This is a genomic window from Klebsiella sp. PL-2018 (assembly GCF_019048985.1).
In the GTDB taxonomy this organism is placed as follows: Bacteria; Pseudomonadota; Gammaproteobacteria; order Enterobacterales; family Enterobacteriaceae; genus Klebsiella; species Klebsiella michiganensis.
In genome coordinates, this window is the sequence record NZ_CP077673.1 from 3,298,534 (window position 1) to 3,315,353 (window position 16,820).

Below are 16,820 nucleotides of genomic sequence, written 5' to 3' on the forward strand. Positions count from 1 at the left end.
ATGTTTAAGGTTCCCTATGCGCGCTTTATCCGATGCTCCCGCTAATGAATTCGAGCCAGTACGTTTTGTCCTCACCGATATGGATGAAACGCTCACCTGGCAGGGCCGTTTGTCGGCCGCCGCCTATACCTCGCTTGAACAATTGCAGTCCGCCGGGATACGGGTGATCCCGGTCACCGCCGCGCCGGCGGGCTGGTGCGATCAGATGGCGCGGATGTGGCCTGTTGACGGCGTCATTGGCGAAAACGGCGGGCTTTTTTTCCGCCGCACCGCGGACGGGCATGGCATCGAGCATCATTACTGGCACGCGGACGACGCCACGGCATCCGTCGCCGCCCGGCTGCGGACCATCGCCGACCGGGTCCTGGCAGCGCTACCGGAAGCCCGTCTGGCGGACGATCAGCCCTTCCGCCTGACCAGCCTGGCCTTCGCGCGGCCTGCCGACCCGGTACTGGAGCGCCGCATCGTCAACACGCTGCGGCAGGCGGGTGCCGACGCTACCGTCAACAACTTGTGGGTGCTGGGCTGGCTGGGTGGCTACGACAAGCTGACCATGACGCGCCGTACTCTGGCTCAGCACTACGGCGTCGATATCGATCGGGAGCGGGAAGCTATTCTCTACAGCGGCGATTCAACCAACGACGCGCCGATGTTCGCTTTTTTCAAACACACGGTAGGCGTCAGCACCGTCCGGCAGTATCTGGATCACCTCCCCGTAGCCCCCCGCTGGGTAACGCTCGGCCCCGGCGGCGCGGGGTTCGTGGAGATGGCGCAGGCGGTATTCGGCCAAAAATCCCTCTGAAAGCAGCAATTTACCCACCAGCTTAACGATTCCCCGGCGCCCTGGTTTTTCTCTCTGGCTTTCAGAAAATGTTGCAGCGGTTGCCTGACGTTCGCAGGCAGCCGGTTCCCATCAGTGCTTCGTTATGTACACATCTCATAACACCATGTCTTATATTAGTTTTTTCTTACTGATAAAAACCAATACCGTCATTTTTACCGTATGCAAAAAAGTTTTCCGTTTGGTGATCTCCCGACGTTTCCAACGAAACACTATTGTTCATATAAATAGCGTCTGGAGGTTTCCATTTCCGGACAAATCGATTAAAAATGGTGCATTAATGGCGAAATTTCACGCAAATGATGCCATAAAACGGCAGGTAACGACGGCGGGTTTGCATCAAAAAAGAATGGCTTAGCTTTTTTCTATATAACGTTATTCGTATATATTTGTTTTCGCACACGGCGCAAAGAATATAATTCTCACTAATCCGGCCCCCAAATAATTAAGCCGGGCTAATAAAATATTCCGCCAGCAATTTCTGGCAAGATGCTATGTCCGGAAGGTGTGCAGTGCCAACATGGTTACCCTTAGCGATTGATTCTTTCTGGCCAATGCTTTCCGCGGGGCTGAAATTCACCATTCCCTTAACGCTGATCTCTTTTATTCTTGGGCTGTCGCTCGGGTTTGCGGTGGCACTTTTGCGTCTGTACGGCCCGGCCTTTTTAAAGCCGGTGATACGGTTTTACGTCTGGCTGATTCGCGGTACACCGCTGCTGGTGCAGCTATTTTTGATTTTCTACGCGTTGCCGAGCGCTGGGCTAACCATTGATGCCTTCCCTGCGGCGGTGATTGGCTTTACCGTCAATATTGGTGCGTATACCTCAGAAGTGATCAGGGCAACGCTGCTGGCCGTGCCGAAAGGGCAATGGGAAGCCGCCCATTCCATCAGCATGACATGGGCGCAGTCGCTGCGTCGTATTATTCTGCCGCAGGCCGCGCGCATCGCCGTGCCGCCGCTCTCTAACACCTTTATTTCGCTGGTAAAAGACACTTCGCTGGCGTCGGTGATCACCGTACCGGAGATGTTTCTTGCCGCGCAGCAAATTGCGGCAGTGACCTATGAACCGCTGATTCTGTACAGCGAAGCGGCGATTATTTATCTGTTCTTCAGTTCGGTGTTATCGCATTTGCAAGAGAAGCTGGAGCGGAAATTAGCGGGTACGACAGTAAAAGGTCAGGTCAATGATAACGCTCTCCAGCATTGAAAAAAGTTTCGACGGCAGCCGGGTGCTGAAGAACATCAATTTAACGATTGAAGAAGGCACGGTAACCACGCTGATTGGCCCTTCAGGCAGCGGGAAAAGCACCTTATTGCGCTGCATTAATTTGCTGGAAATTCCTCAGTCCGGGGAGCTGACCATCGGCAAAGAGCGCATCACATTCGCGCCGGACACTCGGATAAAAGGCCAGGATATTCGTCGCATCAGCCGCCAGACCGGCATGGTGTTTCAGAACTTCGCGCTGTTTCCGCATATGACCGCCCTCGACAACATCACCGAAGGGCTGATTACGGTGCATAAATGGGATCGCGAACGCGCCCGCCGCCGTGGTGAAGAACTGCTGGATAAAGTCGGCATGCTGCACAAATGCAACGCCCTGCCGAATACGCTCTCTGGCGGCCAGCAGCAGCGCGTGGCGATTGCCCGCGCGCTGGCGCCGTCACCGGCGGTGCTGCTGTGCGATGAACCGACTTCCGCACTCGATCCTGAGCTCTCCGGCGAAGTGGTGGCCGTGCTGCGCCAGCTGGCGCTGGAAGGAACAACCATGATCATGGCGACCCATGATTTACGTCTGGCGGCGAATATCGCCAGCCAGGTGGTGTTTCTGGAAGCCGGGGAAATTGTTGAGTCCGGCTCCGCTAACGATTTGTTTTTACACGCGAAGAGACCCCGAACTGCGGAGTTTATCGCCTCTTTAAGCACCGCGCTCCCGTAATCCGGGGCGAGTTAATAAAAACAACATAGGGTAATGCAGATGAAAGCACTCGCAACATTAGTCGTCGCCGGGATTATGCAGCTTGGTTTTGCCCACGCAGCGCTGGCGCAGGATGATTTGGCAAAGATTCAGTCCGCTGGCGTACTGAAAATCGGTACTGAAGGCACCTATCCGCCATTCACTTTCCACAATGCTTCCGGCACGCTGGAGGGTTTTGACGTAGAGATTGGCCGTGAAATCGCCAAACGCCTGAAAGTGAGCCCGCAGTTCGTAGAAGGGAAATGGGACGGCCTGATCGCCGGTGTCGATGCGAGCCGTTACGACGTGGTGATTAACCAGGTCGGCATTACGCCAGAACGCCAGAAGAAATTCGACTTCTCCGAGCCGTATATCGCGTCTAAAGCGGTGCTGATCGTCAATGACAAAAGCAGCATTAAAAGTTTTGAAGATCTGAAAGGCAAAAAATCGGCCCACACGCTGACCAGTAATTATGCGCAGATCGCGCGTAAATACGGGGCGGATATTGTGCCGACCGATGGCTTTAACCAATCTGTGGATTTAGTGGTGCAGGGCCGTGCCGATGCGACCATCAACGACAACCTGTCGTTCCTCGACTTCAAAAAACATAAACCGGATGCGCCAGTGAAAATTGTCGCAACCCAGTCTGACGCGGAGAAATCCGGCGTGTTGCTGCGCAAAAACAACCCGCAGCTGAAAGCGGCGATTGATAAAGCGCTGGAAGAGATCAAGGCCGACGGCACCTACGAACGTATTTCCCAGAAATACTTCGGTGCGGACGTATCGAAGTAATTTTTAACCCCGCGGTAAAAGAGAACCGTAAGCCCGGATCGGGTTTACGGTTTTTTTATCATCACAAGACTGTAAAATGCGCTAGCTACGCTTTCTGCGAAATGTTTCTTCAACTGACCGGGAACGCTTTTACAGACTTCCTGTTTATCGACGTCGGAGATTTATGATGCCGTACAAGCTCTATACAGCCGTGTTGCTTCTCGCTGCCGCAAGTTTCTCTGCAACGGCAATTTCTGCTTCAACCCCTTCGATTGGCAATTTGATCAATGAACGTTTGTCCTTGATGAAAGACGTTGCCGGATATAAAGCGCAACATCACCAGGCGATTGAAGATCTACAGCAAGAGAAGAAGGTTCTGGAGAGCGCCACTGCTGATGCTGATTCGCTGGGATTAAAAGGCGAGAGCGTAAGGCCATTTATTCAGGCGCAGATGGACGCCGCCAAGGCGATTCAGTACCGCTATCGCGCCGACTGGTTGGCGGCGCCGGAAACTGACTGGCAGCCTCGCCCGCTTCAGGATGTCCGGACGCAAATCGGCCAACTTAGCCATCGTATTCTACAAAGTGTGGCGGCACGATTAAAGTCCGGGCAACCTCTGACGGAACAGGGCCAGGAGGCATTTATGCACGCCGTGCAGCAGAAGAATTTACACGAGCAGGATAAGCATAGAATCTGGGAAACAATGAAAGGGATTTCGTTGAAAGATTAAGTAAAAAGCCCCGCTGAAGCACTGAGGAATCCCCATTCATGGGCAGGTGAAAAAGACAAGCATAGCGTTTTGTGATCTACTGATTGTGCAACCAATTCAATGAGATCACCCCTATGCTTGCAGTATCAGGGGGAAGAGAGCCCAGCCTGATTCAGCTGTTGCTCAAAATAAACTCGTAGCGTTCCGGACGAATGAAAAAGCGAGAGTTCTCAGCGCACTGCCCGTTTTCAAACCAGGATGTTCGCTCCAGTAGAAAAAGCGGCGCGTTTTTATCGGTTCCCAGCACGTCAACGAGTCCCTTATCCGCGAAGGCCAGCCGGATGGCAATATCGGAGCGACTGATGTGATGTTGCGTGGCTTTTTCTAACAGGACCCAGGTCGGTTCCTTCTCGGTCTCTTCCCAGCTCAGCTCATGAGGAAATGCCGGGAAATGACTGTAACCCACCGCAATGGGATCATTATCCACCAGATGCAGCCGTGAAATAAACGTCAGCGACCGGGACATTTGAAACAGCGATTGCAGCGACTCTGGCGTTGGCACCTCCTCTTTGACCAGCAAACGCATTGTGGTATTCAGCCCCTGCTGCTTTAGCGACTCATGAAAGCTACGCATGACGTTGATGCCATGTGCAACCTTCTTGCCCGATATGTAGGTTCCCTTTCCCTGCTTGCGCTCGACAATCCCCTGCTCTGTCAGATGCTTCAGCGCGAGCCGTACCGTCACCCTGCTGACCGCAAATCGCTGTTCAAGCGCAGCTTCAGAGGGCAGTTTTCCGCCAGGTTGAAAATGCCCGGCGGCAATTTCCTGCCGCAGGGTATCGGCAATCTGCCGGTAGAGCGATGTAATGTTTTCACGCACCAGTGTCATTCAGGTTCCGTCTCTCGTATTCCGTTCGGATCTAGTTTAGTCAGAAGCGATCTTAGATCAACTTGTATTAATACGTATTATAACCACATCTCATTATTTCTTATACGTGACGCTCAGCATGACGAATTCTCAACCATACGCACTGGCGGTAGACAATATCACTTTTCGCTATCCCGGCGGCGCGCCGGTATTCAGCCATTTCAGTTTTCATGCCCGCCAGGGAGAGTTTGTGGTGTTGCTGGGCCCCTCGGGGTGCGGTAAGAGCACGTTACTCAATCTGCTGGCCGGTTTCACAGAGCCAGAGCGGGGAGCCGTGCGGATTGGCGGTGAGCGTACCACGCCGGAAAACCATCGGCTTGGCTATGTTTTTCAGCAGCCACAGCTCTTTGGCTGGCTGACCGCGCTGGAGAATGTCCGGTTCGGATTGCGGATGCAAAGGCGCGAGGACGTGGCCTCTCAGCGCCGACGCGCTATGACATATCTGCAACGTGTGGGCCTGGTACATGCCGCACATCAGTTGCCGCACCAGATGTCCGGGGGCATGCAGCAGCGCGTGTCACTGGCTCGCGCGCTGGCGCTGGAGCCGGATGTTCTGTTAATGGACGAACCATTTGCTGCGCTCGATGCCATCACCCGTGGGGACATGAACGAGGAGACACTACGTCTCTGGTCCGCCATTGGGCAGACAACGGTCTTCATCACCCACGATATTGAAGAGGCTGTGTTTCTTGCTGACCGCGTCATCGTTCTGAATCGTGCACCCGGCGGCGTACACAGCGAATTGTCCATCGCCTTACCGCGCCCGCGAAGCAATCTGGAGACGCGACAGCTTCCGGCTTTTGCCATGTACCGTAATGAATTACTGAAGCGCATTACCGATGTGATGCAGCAGTCCGACAACCACTCACTCTAACAAAACGGAACATCAATCAAATGGGTAAATCATTTCTTGCTGTGCTGATATCAGGGGTTTTATTCAATGCTACTGACGCTGCGGATTCCCAGCCGCTGCGTATTGGCTGGGTCTATGCGCTGGCCAACGCGCCTGCACTTATCGCCGAGAAAGAGGGTTTTTATCAGCAGGAAGGGCTGACCGTCGAGCTTAAATCCTTTGGTGATGGTCCCGTCATCAGTCAGGCGCTGGCGGCGCATGAACTTGATGCAGCCTATATGGGTGCGACACCGGTATTCCAGTGGTTTTCGCGCGGGCTCAAGGGGCAAATTATCGCTAAGGTGAACAGCGGACAGGCCGCGCTGATCGTTCCCGCACAGAGTGCTATTTCCCGGTTGGCTGACCTAAAAGGCAAACGCATCGCTGGCGTCAAAAAAGGGAGCGGAATGGATGTTCTGCTGCGCGGTGTGGTGCTGCAACAGCAGGCAGGTCTGGTTGCTGACAAAGATGCTCAGATCCTGAGTATGCCCGCCGGTAACATGCCCGCTGCGCTGCAGCAGGGCGTTGTGGATGCAGCCTTCACCTGGGAGCCCTTTGTCAGCGAAGCACTGCTGCGCGGCGACGCCAGACTGCTGCTCGATGTAAACAAAGTCCAACCGGGTTATCCGTGGTATGTACTGATGGCGTTACCGGAGACCCTGAAGGACCGCCCGGACGATGTAGTGAAGCTTATCCGTGCGCATCAGAAAGCAGTGGATTTTATCAATCAGCATCCTGCAGAAGCCGATCGGATCATGGCCGATGCGTTTAAGCTGCGGGCCATTAAAACCGCTGACGGTAAAACGCTGCCGCCGGAGGCGCTGGTTCAGGAAGCCCGTAAACGTATTGAGTGGTCTGTGTCACTGACGAAGAAAGATGGCGCCTTTTTTGAGCAGCTGATGAAGGACTCACAGACGCTGGGCTACATGCAAAAGGCGCCAGAGCTGAATGAATTTGTTGATACGCAGTGGCTGACAAAAGCAGGGATAACGCAGTGAAGTTCAAACCAAACTGGGGCTGGGCTTCCCTGCCCGCGTTACTCATGGTCTGGGTTATCGTTGCGAGTCACTATCCCTCTTATGTGTTGCCGCAACCCTGGGACGTATGGCGGGAAGCCATACGCTGGTTCAGTGATGGTTCCATCTGGGGTCAGCTACAGGCCAGCCTGCTGGAAGAATTCACCGGCTTTATGACTGCCGTGCTGCTGGCACTGATTCTTGGCGTCAGCGCCGGACTTTCCGATCGCGTCAGGGAGTTCCTTACGCCACTGAACAGCCTGTTTATGGCTATCCCGCCCATCGCATGGGCACCGCTGATGCTGCTGATCTTCGGCCTGGGATTCGTTTCCATCGTGGTGGTGATTGTCATCGCTGCGCTGTTCCCGATGTGTCTGGCCATTCAGGAGGGGATCCGCGGCATCCGTGGCGGTGAAGTGCGTGCAGCACGCACGCTGGGAGCTCGACCGTTTCAACTGCTTCTTCATGTCTATCTGCCCAGTTCCCTGCCATTTATCACCGCCGCACTGCGCATCGGATTCAGCCAGGCGTGGCGTGCGCTGGTGGCAGCGGAAATGCTCGGCGCCTCTCAGGGCATAGGCTGGATGGTTGCCATGGGCGGACAGACGGGTAACAGCAGTCAGGTACTACTGGGAATTTGCCTTATCGGGCTTATCGCCTGGTTAATGGAAAATCTTGTTTTTCGCCGCATTGAACAGCGCTATCAGCGCTGGCGCGCCCAATAATTGTGAGGTTAATGTGAGTCAGTTCGATATCCGTGATGCAGGCGATTACATCGCTCCGAAGGGCTTGTATGAGCAGAATAAAGCCCGGCCGTTTCTGGGCAGTGTGGCCTGCTCGCATACTCAGTTGACTGCTGGTGCGTGGGAAGAGATCCAACTGGTATATACCGTGGGCGCCAGCGGGCTTGCTGACGGCGCATGGCTGAAGCTCGCCTTTAAATTTTACTCGGACTGGGCGCTGTTTCAGACCAGCGATCCCTCGGCAGCCAACTATGTCAGCGCCGAGTATCAGGCAGGCCCGCTAGTGCCAGGACAGAGCCCTGCCACGGTCCAGCATTTGAAGGTGCGTTTTGATCAGAAGGGGCACGAGCGTCCGTTCCAGAAAGCCATTCTGATCGACATTATTGATGGCTACATCAATCCGGGAGACAAAATCATTATCCGCCTGGGCGATCGGCGCCATGGCGGGGGCGGTACGCGTGTACAGAGTTTCGTTGAGAAAGATTTCCGCTTCCGCCTGTTTGTTGATCCGCTGGGGAGCTCAAAATTTGCTGAGGTACCCGGCGATACGCTGCTGGATATCGTGCCCGGTGAGCCCGCTTCTCTTGCCGCGATCGCGCCAAGGTTACTGGCACCTGAAACGCCTTTCTCCGTTATCGTCCGGCTGGATGACCGCTGGGGGAATACCTGCCGGAGCCTGCCGCTGGCAGGATGCCTGACGCTGACCTCATCGGGAGGTGAAACACAGCATCATGATTTCCGGCTGGCCGAAGAGGGCTGGGCGATTGCGCGTATCAGCGATTTGCATCTCTGCGCAGGAGAATGGTCGTTCAGCGCCGCACTGGGCACGCTGCCCTTGCTGGAAGGCAAAGGATGGATAACGGTGGAGGAAACCGCCACAGGTCTGCGCCCGCTCTATGCCGATCTTCATGTGCATTCTGATGACACGGTTGGTACCAACGACACGCTGTATAACCTCAGCTATGGGCGTGATGTCGCCGGTCTCGATATTCTTGGCTATACCGCCAACGATTTTAATGTGACTGAAGCGCGCTGGAAGCAGGCGGTAAAGCTGATTAATGCGCTGAACCAGCCAGACAGTTTTGTCTGCTATTCCGGTACCGAGTGGTGCGGTAATACCTGCGCCGGTGGCGATCATAATGTGGTGTTCCTTGAAGATGATGAACCTCAGTTCCCGTTTGATAATCAGGGGCGGCTGGTGCGTTCATTCGAGTGGAATGAGTTCACTGCCGGAACCATCAAACCGGGTGCATGGCCACTTGATGAACTTTATGCGGCCTACGCACGCGAACCGCACAAACATCTGTTAATCCCGCATGTTGGCGGGCGCCGCTGCAACCTGGACTGGCATCACCCGGAGCTGGAGCGCTTGATAGAAGTCGGTTCCGCCTGGGGGCAGTTTCACTGGGTCTATGCCGAGGCGCTCGAACGGGGCTATCGTCTGGGCGCGACCGCCAACAGCGATGAACATCAGGGGCGATGTGGTGGTGGCGTGCCTGCGACAGCCGTCTTCGGATCCCGTGGAGGCCTGACTGGCGTACTTGCTGAACAATTCGACAGAAAAGGTGTGGCTGCAGCGCTTCGTGCCCGCCACACCTATGCCACAACAGGTGAACGAAGCTATGCCGAGTTGCGTGCGGGCGATGCGCTGATGGGAGATGTAGCGGAATTCAGTTCAGCAGATGTACTGCGTTATCGTCTGTTAGGCGATGCGGGCTGGGAAGCGGTAACGCTTTACGATGGAGAAAGAGAGGTATGGCATCGCGATTTGCACGCGGAATTTGGGCGCTCTAAATATCAGTTCCGGGTGCGTCTGGGGGGGGCACGCATTAAGGACCGCTATCGGGGTGCTTACTGGACTGGACATATTGAGGTCACAGGGACACCAATCAATGCGTTTTCCCTCTCGGGCGCAGATCACCCGGAGCAGACCGTCTGGCGTAAAAGTCATACACAGATTGGCTTGCGGACCGACACCAATGGTGACAGCGACACAGTTACTGTCAGTACCGGTGGGCTGGCCGGAGCAAAAATACACGTTCATCTGGACATCAGTAGCTATATCAAAGTGGGCGATCCGCTTTTGCCACAACCACATGCCTGGGCGCCGGTTTTTGAAACGGATATTGATGGTCAAACGCTTCTGATTGCAGGCAAAGAGACTTTTACGCTTCCAGGCACCGAACTTCAGGTAGATATTGAACTGGTTACCGAACAGCCGCTTCCACGTGATATCAGCGGCGAAATTCCACTTTCTGAACTTATCCTGTCAGAAAAACGGGAACATCCGTTCTTCATCAGTGCCAGGCAAAAGGACCAGTCCCGGATTTGGACCTCAGCCATCTTCTTAACGCGTTAAAGAGTGACATGCGGCAGTTTCTTGCCGCATTTTCGGTAGCTATTTGTTGTTTAAGAGTCAGACCGTATTGCAATATCTGCGAAAAAGATAAGGATTGAGGGGAAGACTCTTCCGGAGTCTTCAATAATCCGATATATCTCAGTAAGGGAACACGATGAGAAAATTAATGTATCTGCAGATCCTGCTTCCGGTAATAACTGCCCTGCTCTTTCTGTTAGCAACAAACCATCTCATCGTCGCATATCAAATGGAGCACCAGGAACAGGTTGCAGGACGGTTACTGCATAATGCTGAGGAGGTCTCCGGGCAACTGGCTGGAGCCCTAAGCAAAGCGATAAGCGCAGGAAATGTGAGTTGTTCACCAGAAGGAATAAATGAACTAATAACGTGCAGAGATAAAAAAGACCAGCGTCGCCATTAATCAAACCACCACACACGCCTGCATCAGGCGCTTATTATCAGATTCAATAAAGGTAATACCTTTCCGGCTCACTAAATAGAGGGGGCAGGAGGCGTTCTACCGCACTCGGCTGAAGCTTGTTGCTTGCAAAAAAAAATGGAACCAGAAAATACTACCAATGTAGACAATATTCTCGAAGTGCAAAAAACAGAAAATAACAGTATTATTTCAGAAATAAAACGCCCCCCTGCCACCCTCAAAATAGTACTTTCTTTTCATTTCAATTGAAAAAAACATCTGGTCATACTCGCCCCCAGGACATGAATTATTTACCCCCCATACCCCTAATAGTTAAACCAGGAATGTAAAGCTAAAAAACGAATATAATGAGCAGTCAAAAAATGTTTTAAACCTGTCCGCAATTGAATATCTAAAATACGCATAACTGGCAGGATTGATTTTATTAACAGTTAATATAACGTCATTAACACTTCATTTTCACACATGCAATTAATAACCAGATGATTTAGCAGTCAGTAACTTTTGGTCGTTATGTGTATTTTTATCAGGGTAATTATGAGTAAACAAAGAGTGGCTGAGCCAGACGTAGCAGTCGCAGCTTATGCATTAAAAGCAGAGCTGGACAGGCTGGCCGTTACAGCGGATCTCCACAGCGATTATCAACTGGCGCGAGAGGCATTGTGCCGCTCGGGCCTGCTGGCACTACGTGTTCCACAGGCTGCAGGGGGATGGAGTGGCAGTCAGGCGCAGGTTATTGCTGTCAGCCGAATCCTGGCGCAGGCCGATGCCGGTATCGCGCAATTGCTACAGCCGCACTACGGCTTTACCGACACCATTCCCCTGCTCCCTTCAGTGGATGCACAACAGGTGCTGTATCAGGATGTGCTGAAGGGTGAACGTATCGCCAATGCAGCCAGCGAACGCGGCGGTAAACATTCAGCCGATTTTGCTACCACGCTGGTGCCCGAAGGTGATATTTACCGCATTAACGGGCGCAAATATTACGCCACGGGCTCCATCGGCGCCCGCTGGGTCACGGTAATAGGCAAAGCCGATCACGGCGGTCAGGCGCTGGCATATATCCGCACCGACTCTCCAGGTGTCACGCTGCTTGATGACTGGAATGGCCTCGGTCAGCGCGGCAGTTCCAGTGGGACACTTATCCTCGAAAACGTCACGGTACCCGCAGATTACGTCATTCCGGTATGGGACGAAGCGCATCGCGGCATTGCCTGGCATGAAAGCGGACGGCTGATCCATGCCGCCATCGACCTCGGTATCGCCGAAGGCATCGTGACGTGGGGGGTGCAAAGTGTGGCGACGGATAAGCGCATTCCCTTTGAATCACCTTATCAGACGCTGGCGGAAGATCCTGTTCTGCAATACCAAATCGGCCTGTTGAGCGCGCGGATTTTGTCCGTTGCGGCGCTACTGGAAAACACCGCGCATTTGCTCGATGAAGTGCAACAGGCCGATGCCAGCCAACAAACGCAACTTTATCCACAGCTCCGGGCACAGCTCTCCGCTGCCAAAGCACTGGCTGCGGAAGTCAGCCTGGCCGCCAGCAGCGATGTTTTTTCCTGGAGCGGTGCCCGTGCCGCTGACCGTGCCCTGCGTATTGACCGTTACTGGCGCAACGCCCGCACTCACACCCTGCATGACCCGGTTCGACTGCGCTATCAGGAACTTGGCCGCAGCCAGATTGCCCAGTTTAAGGAGCCTCAGCCATGAGCGAACCGCGCTCGCTGATTTTTAACGCATTTGAAATGAACGGCGTGGGCTACTACGCCCAGGGGAGCTGGACGCACCTGGATAGCCAGCGTCACCGCTACAAAGACCTCGACTACTGGGTGGAGCGCGCACGATTCCTCGACGAAGCCGGGTTTACCGCACTGTTTTTTGCCGATGTTCTGGGAGTGTATGACGTCTATCGTCAATCTCCCGATCCGGCCATCGAAGGGGCGGTGGATTTCCCGCTCAATGATCCGTTTATGGTGATCCCGGCAATGCTGGCGGCCAGCAAAAACCTCAGCTTTGCGGTTACAGCGTCCACGACCTATGAACATCCCTTCACCTTCGCCCGCCGTTTCGGCACCCTGGATCATCTGTCGAAAGGGCGAATCGGCTGGAACGTGGTGACATCTTACCTGCCGAATGCTGCGCGCAACTACGGCCTGCCGGATCAGTTGCCTCATGAAGTGCGCTATGCACGGGCGGAAGAGTTTCTGACGGTGTTCTACAAGCTGCTGGAAGGAAGCTGGGAAGAGGATGCCGTACTGTACGACAAAACCGCCAAACGCTATGCCGATGCCAGCAAAGTCCATCGTATCAACCACCAGGGCGAACATTTTTCCGTACAGGGGCCAGCGCTGACGGAGCCGAGTGTGCAACGCACGCCGGTGATTTTCCAGGCGGGGGCGTCTGCCCGTGGGCTGGCCTTTGCTGCACGCCACGCCGAAGTGGTGTTCGTCAACGGCATGAACCTGGATGCCCTGCGCATCAATGTCGATAAGCTGCACGCCGCCGCAGTGGAGGCCGGGCGCTCGCCAGAGGCAATTAAAGTGGTGACCGATCTCTCGGTGGTGACTGGACGCACTCAGGCGCAAGCGGAAGAAAAAGCCAATGCCATTCGTGCCGCTCAGTCACCGGAAGCACAGTATGCCGCGTTTGGTGGTGCCAGCGGCTTTGACCTCTCCCGCTATCACGATGACGACACGCTAACTTCGGAACCGCACAACTTCTCCCGTTCTGAATCGGCCCGATTCACCAGTGAAAAAGCACGCCCGGACAGCATCGCCGCCATCAAACAGCGGCTGGTGAACTTAAGCCCCTACGCCAGCACGCTGGTGGGTACGCCGGAGCGCATCGCCGATGACATTGAAGAAATCGTGCGTATCACCGGTGTGGATGGCTTCAACCTGCACGAATTCGTCAGCCCCCGCGACTTTAGCGAATTCGCCGAACAGGTATTGCCAGTGCTGACGGCGCGCGGCCTGTTCCAGCCGCCGCAACCCGCCTCCTCCCTGCGAAACCGGCTATTTGGCCAGGGCGACCGTCTGGCCGCTCCGCATCCGGCAGCCGGTTATCGCGGGCGTTTTACAAAGCAACAATAACAACAAATATAATTTAGGGGTAATACATGACAGCATCTGCAAAAACATCTATCAGCCTGGTGGCAGGCCTGATTTTCATTACGACAACGGTATCCGCCGCCACCATTCCGGCGGTGGAAAGCCTGAAAGCACCGGAGAAAAGTATCACCCTCAATTACTTCGGTGGTGCGATTCCGGCTGAGCGAGCCAACAAGATTATCGCGGCGTTTGAAAAACAGTACCCGACGATCAAAATCAGCTACCACGCAGTGCCATTCAACAGTTACAACGAAACTCTAGGCGCCCGTTTCGCCCAGAGGGAGGTGGATATTTTCGATATCGACCAACCCCAGAGTGCCAGCTACGCCGTACGCGGCTGGGAAGCCGATCTGACGGACGCCTTCGCCGCGAAACGTAACCTGATTGATCCACCGGCGCTGAAAGAGTCCACCATCAACGGCAAACTGCTCAATTTGCCGTACCAGATAGGTACCACCTTCCTCTATTACAACAAAAAAGTGCTGAAGCAGATTGGTGTGGCATTCCCGTCAAACAAAGCCGGGGAAGCGCCGACATGGGAGTGGGTGGAAGCGACAGCACGTAAAGCGGTGGCAGCGAAAGCCGCGCCTTACGGCATCACCTTCTCCACGCCGGATATGTATTACTACCTGCAACCACTGGCAGAATCCCTCGGCGCTGGCACGGGGGTGAAAGGTGACAATCAGCTGACCCCGGACATCAACAACGCCGGATGGGTCAAAGCCCTGAGCTGGTACGGCAAACTGTATGCCGATGGTCTGGCGCCGCGCGGCGTGCGTGAAACCGCGCTGGCCTTCGCCAACGGAGACAGCGCTTTCTTCTATGGCGGCATCTGGAATTCGCCAACCATCACCAAAAATGCCAGCCTCGATTTCGGCATCACCACCGCCCCGAAATTTGACGGTGGTCAGGATGCAACCACCAGCGGCGGCTGGGCGTTGGGTATCAGCGCACTGTCCAGCCCGGAAAAACAACAGGCCGCCGCGCTGTTCCTCAACTGGTATCTGTTTGGTGAAAACGGCGGTTTTGTCTCTGCTGACCCGGAAACGGAAAACGTACCGACCACCGACACCACCCGCGCGGTGTTCTGGAAAAACCCGATTTACGCTGATCCGCGCCTTAACGGTTTGCAGGATATCCTGACCTGGCAGGCGCAGCACTCGGCGCGGATCCGCCCGCAAACCGTTGGCGGTGCGGAGTTTACGCAACTGGTGAGTGCAGCTATTGCCGACATCACCAACGGCGCCGATGCAAAGAAAACGCTGGATACCACTAATGCGAAACTGAACGCTGCGTGGAGAAAATATCAGTGACCAGCCGTGCCTCCCGCCACGAATCACGCACCGCGCTGTTGTTGCTGGCTCCGGCGTTAGCACTGTTGTTGTTGTTGCGTATTATTCCGGCAGGCATGGCGGTGGTGGAATCGTTCTACACCTCGGTGCCGGGTAGCGTGATCCCGCCGAAATGGGTTGGCTGGCAGAACTATCTCGACCTGTTTGACGATCCCGGTTTCTGGGATTCGGTGTGGCGCACGCTGCTGTTCGCCGGGCTGGTCAATCCGCTAACGATGGTGTTCGCCCTGCTTCTTGCCTGGCTGCTGACGCGCAATGTGGCATTCACTGGCGTGTGGCGCACACTGGCCTTCTTGCCCACGGCTCTGCCGCTGATGGGCACGACCGTGGTGTTCGGCGTGTTGCTGCGTCCCGAAGGGGTGGTGAACAGCCTGCTGACGCTGGCACATCTGCCAGCCAGCGGCTGGTTTACCGATGTCAATGGCGCACTGGCCGCGCTGGTGATCCTCTCCACCTGGACAGCGGTGGGCTACTGGATGATTTTCCTGATTGCCGCTATTCGTGATGTGCCGCAGGACTATTACGACGCAGCGATGCTGGATGGCGCCGGGGAGTGGCGGCAGTTTATTAACGTCACGCTGCCGTTAATTCAACGCCAGTTGCTGTTTGTCCTGACCGCCAGCACCGTGTGGAACTTCATCCTCTACGCGCCAATCAGCGCCCTGACCAAAGGCGGGCCGCAGGGCTCCAGCAACTTTTTAATGTACGACATCATCACCCGCTATTACGCCCTCAGTTCACCGGGCGCGGCGCTGGCGGAGATGACGATGCTTTTCGTTTTAATGGGAGCAACGGTATGGCTGCAGTTTCGGCTGTTGAACCGCATGCGCAGCGCGCCATGACGCGGCGTGTTGTTTTGCGCCGTCGTCAGTGGCGACGAGTGCTGGCAACCAGCGTGGCTTTACTGATTTCACTGCTGTTTGCCGTGCCGTTTATCTGGCTGGTGGCCTCGGCCTTTCGCCCGGTAACGCAAACCTTTCAGGCCAGTGTGGATATATGGACCTTTATCCCGCGCACTTGGACGCTGGAAAATTTCACCTCCGCTTTCAACCGGGGATTCATCACCAATCTGTTCAACTCGTTATGGGTGACCGGAGTATCCGCGGCGATCGGCACGCTACTGGCGATTCTCGCCGCGTTTCCGCTGGCGGTTATGCGTTTCCCAGGACGTGACTGGCTGTTTGTGGTGGTGGTGTTCGCCTTCATGATCCCGTTTGAAGTGGTGGCGTTACCGCTGACCACGGTGTTCACGCAACTCGGGCTGGCGAACACCCTGACGGCGCTGATTGTGCCGGGGCTGGTACATGGCCTGGCCATCTTCAACCTGCGCCAGTTCTTTTTAAGTATACCGCGCGAGCAACTGGAAGCGGCACTGCTGGATGGCGCCTCCTGGTGGCGCATTTTGTTTCAGATTTACCTGCCCCTGGTACGCCCGGCGGTGATCGGCTCGGCGATGATTCTGGCAATGGCACAGTGGAACGCCTGGCTGTGGCCGTCGCTGATTATCACCGACAACAGTAAACAGACCGGCGCGGTGGCGATTGGTCTGTCGGATTCCGCCTACACCCAGGACTACGGCCTCGCTTTTGCCGAAGTATTTATTCTGGCGCTGATCCCGGCGCTGCTGATCTTCTTTGGTCAACGCTCTTTTACCCATTCGCTGAGTCATACCGGCGGCAAATAACATGAATTATGCAGGAG

General features: G+C 55.0%; 16 protein-coding genes. 15 read left to right on the forward strand and 1 reads right to left on the reverse strand.

The genetic code is table 11. The features are described 5' to 3' along the window. The first annotated feature begins 16 nt into the window (after positions 1-16). From MKleb_RS15335 to MKleb_RS15355, 5 genes are all read left to right on the forward strand, one after another. Positions 17-802, forward strand: coding sequence for an HAD-IIB family hydrolase (locus MKleb_RS15335; protein ID WP_014229050.1), 786 nt, complete (start codon positions 17-19; stop codon positions 800-802). Between the two features lie 551 nt (positions 803-1,353). Next, the gene (locus MKleb_RS15340; RefSeq protein ID WP_014229048.1) at positions 1,354-2,049 is read left to right on the forward strand and encodes an amino acid ABC transporter permease; all 696 of its coding nucleotides are present in this window, start codon (positions 1,354-1,356) and stop codon (positions 2,047-2,049) included. Beyond that, a complete protein-coding gene (locus MKleb_RS15345; RefSeq protein ID WP_025107019.1) occupies positions 2,027-2,779 on the forward strand; it encodes an amino acid ABC transporter ATP-binding protein in 753 nt (250 codons plus the stop codon). Before MKleb_RS15340 ends, MKleb_RS15345 begins: the two co-directional genes overlap by 23 nt. A 39-nt stretch (positions 2,780-2,818) precedes the next feature. Beyond that, on the forward strand, positions 2,819-3,589 hold the full coding sequence (locus tag MKleb_RS15350) for an amino acid ABC transporter substrate-binding protein (protein WP_014229046.1): 771 nt from the start codon (positions 2,819-2,821) through the stop codon (positions 3,587-3,589). Positions 3,590-3,752: 163 nt separating this feature from the next. Next, positions 3,753-4,298 (forward strand): chorismate mutase, encoded by a 546-nt coding sequence (locus MKleb_RS15355; protein ID WP_170873306.1) that lies wholly within the window; start codon positions 3,753-3,755, stop codon positions 4,296-4,298. 151 nt (positions 4,299-4,449) lie between these two features. On the opposite strand, the gene MKleb_RS15360 is transcribed toward MKleb_RS15355, so the two are convergent. Beyond that, on the reverse strand, positions 4,450-5,166 hold the full coding sequence (locus tag MKleb_RS15360; protein ID WP_217075973.1) for a GntR family transcriptional regulator: 717 nt from the start codon (positions 5,164-5,166) through the stop codon (positions 4,450-4,452). Between the two features lie 118 nt (positions 5,167-5,284). Here MKleb_RS15360 and MKleb_RS15365 point away from each other — a divergent pair, with 118 nt between their 5' ends. The 10 genes from MKleb_RS15365 to MKleb_RS15410 all read left to right on the forward strand — a co-directional run bounded on the left by MKleb_RS15365 (position 5,285) and on the right by MKleb_RS15410 (position 16,803). Next, on the forward strand, positions 5,285-6,079 hold the full coding sequence (locus MKleb_RS15365) for an ABC transporter ATP-binding protein (protein WP_025107016.1): 795 nt from the start codon (positions 5,285-5,287) through the stop codon (positions 6,077-6,079). Positions 6,080-6,099: 20 nt separating this feature from the next. Continuing rightward, positions 6,100-7,095 (forward strand): ABC transporter substrate-binding protein, encoded by a 996-nt coding sequence (locus tag MKleb_RS15370; protein ID WP_025107015.1) that lies wholly within the window; start codon positions 6,100-6,102, stop codon positions 7,093-7,095. After that, complete coding sequence (locus tag MKleb_RS15375; protein ID WP_025107014.1) at positions 7,092-7,838, forward strand: ABC transporter permease; 747 nt, start codon at positions 7,092-7,094, stop codon at positions 7,836-7,838. The genes MKleb_RS15370 and MKleb_RS15375 overlap by 4 nt, the downstream gene beginning before the upstream one ends. Before the next feature lie 13 nt (positions 7,839-7,851). Next, positions 7,852-10,215, forward strand: a complete 2,364-nt coding sequence (locus tag MKleb_RS15380; protein ID WP_025107013.1) for a CehA/McbA family metallohydrolase domain-containing protein — start codon at positions 7,852-7,854, stop codon at positions 10,213-10,215. A gap of 154 nt (positions 10,216-10,369) precedes the next feature. Beyond that, complete coding sequence (locus tag MKleb_RS15385; protein WP_025107012.1) at positions 10,370-10,636, forward strand: hypothetical protein; 267 nt, start codon at positions 10,370-10,372, stop codon at positions 10,634-10,636. 555 nt (positions 10,637-11,191) lie between these two features. Further along, entirely contained in the window at positions 11,192-12,367 is a 1,176-nt protein-coding gene (locus MKleb_RS15390; RefSeq protein ID WP_217075975.1) for an acyl-CoA dehydrogenase family protein, read from the forward strand. Continuing rightward, on the forward strand, positions 12,364-13,749 hold the full coding sequence (locus MKleb_RS15395) for an NtaA/DmoA family FMN-dependent monooxygenase (protein WP_025107010.1): 1,386 nt from the start codon (positions 12,364-12,366) through the stop codon (positions 13,747-13,749). The genes MKleb_RS15390 and MKleb_RS15395 overlap by 4 nt, the downstream gene beginning before the upstream one ends. A gap of 26 nt (positions 13,750-13,775) precedes the next feature. Beyond that, a complete protein-coding gene (locus tag MKleb_RS15400; RefSeq protein WP_025107009.1) occupies positions 13,776-15,080 on the forward strand; it encodes an extracellular solute-binding protein in 1,305 nt (434 codons plus the stop codon). Then, the gene (locus MKleb_RS15405; protein WP_025107008.1) at positions 15,077-15,961 is read left to right on the forward strand and encodes a carbohydrate ABC transporter permease; all 885 of its coding nucleotides are present in this window, start codon (positions 15,077-15,079) and stop codon (positions 15,959-15,961) included. Before MKleb_RS15400 ends, MKleb_RS15405 begins: the two co-directional genes overlap by 4 nt. Beyond that, positions 15,916-16,803, forward strand: a complete 888-nt coding sequence (locus tag MKleb_RS15410) for a carbohydrate ABC transporter permease (protein ID WP_025107007.1) — start codon at positions 15,916-15,918, stop codon at positions 16,801-16,803. The genes MKleb_RS15405 and MKleb_RS15410 overlap by 46 nt, the downstream gene beginning before the upstream one ends. Positions 16,804-16,820 lie beyond the last annotated feature (17 nt).

Coding starts and splice junctions, on each gene's coding strand:
- MKleb_RS15335 (WP_014229050.1), top strand. CDS start 17: ATGCGCGCTTTATCCGATGCTCCCGCTAATGAATTCGAGCCAGTACGT.
- MKleb_RS15345 (WP_025107019.1), top strand. CDS start 2,027: ATGATAACGCTCTCCAGCATTGAAAAAAGTTTCGACGGCAGCCGGGTG.
- MKleb_RS15350 (WP_014229046.1), top strand. CDS start 2,819: ATGAAAGCACTCGCAACATTAGTCGTCGCCGGGATTATGCAGCTTGGT.
- MKleb_RS15355 (WP_170873306.1), top strand. CDS start 3,753: ATGATGCCGTACAAGCTCTATACAGCCGTGTTGCTTCTCGCTGCCGCA.
- MKleb_RS15360 (WP_217075973.1), bottom strand. CDS start 5,166: ATGACACTGGTGCGTGAAAACATTACATCGCTCTACCGGCAGATTGCC.
- MKleb_RS15365 (WP_025107016.1), top strand. CDS start 5,285: ATGACGAATTCTCAACCATACGCACTGGCGGTAGACAATATCACTTTT.
- MKleb_RS15370 (WP_025107015.1), top strand. CDS start 6,100: ATGGGTAAATCATTTCTTGCTGTGCTGATATCAGGGGTTTTATTCAAT.
- MKleb_RS15385 (WP_025107012.1), top strand. CDS start 10,370: ATGAGAAAATTAATGTATCTGCAGATCCTGCTTCCGGTAATAACTGCC.
- MKleb_RS15390 (WP_217075975.1), top strand. CDS start 11,192: ATGAGTAAACAAAGAGTGGCTGAGCCAGACGTAGCAGTCGCAGCTTAT.
- MKleb_RS15395 (WP_025107010.1), top strand. CDS start 12,364: ATGAGCGAACCGCGCTCGCTGATTTTTAACGCATTTGAAATGAACGGC.
- MKleb_RS15400 (WP_025107009.1), top strand. CDS start 13,776: ATGACAGCATCTGCAAAAACATCTATCAGCCTGGTGGCAGGCCTGATT.
- MKleb_RS15410 (WP_025107007.1), top strand. CDS start 15,916: ATGGCTGCAGTTTCGGCTGTTGAACCGCATGCGCAGCGCGCCATGACG.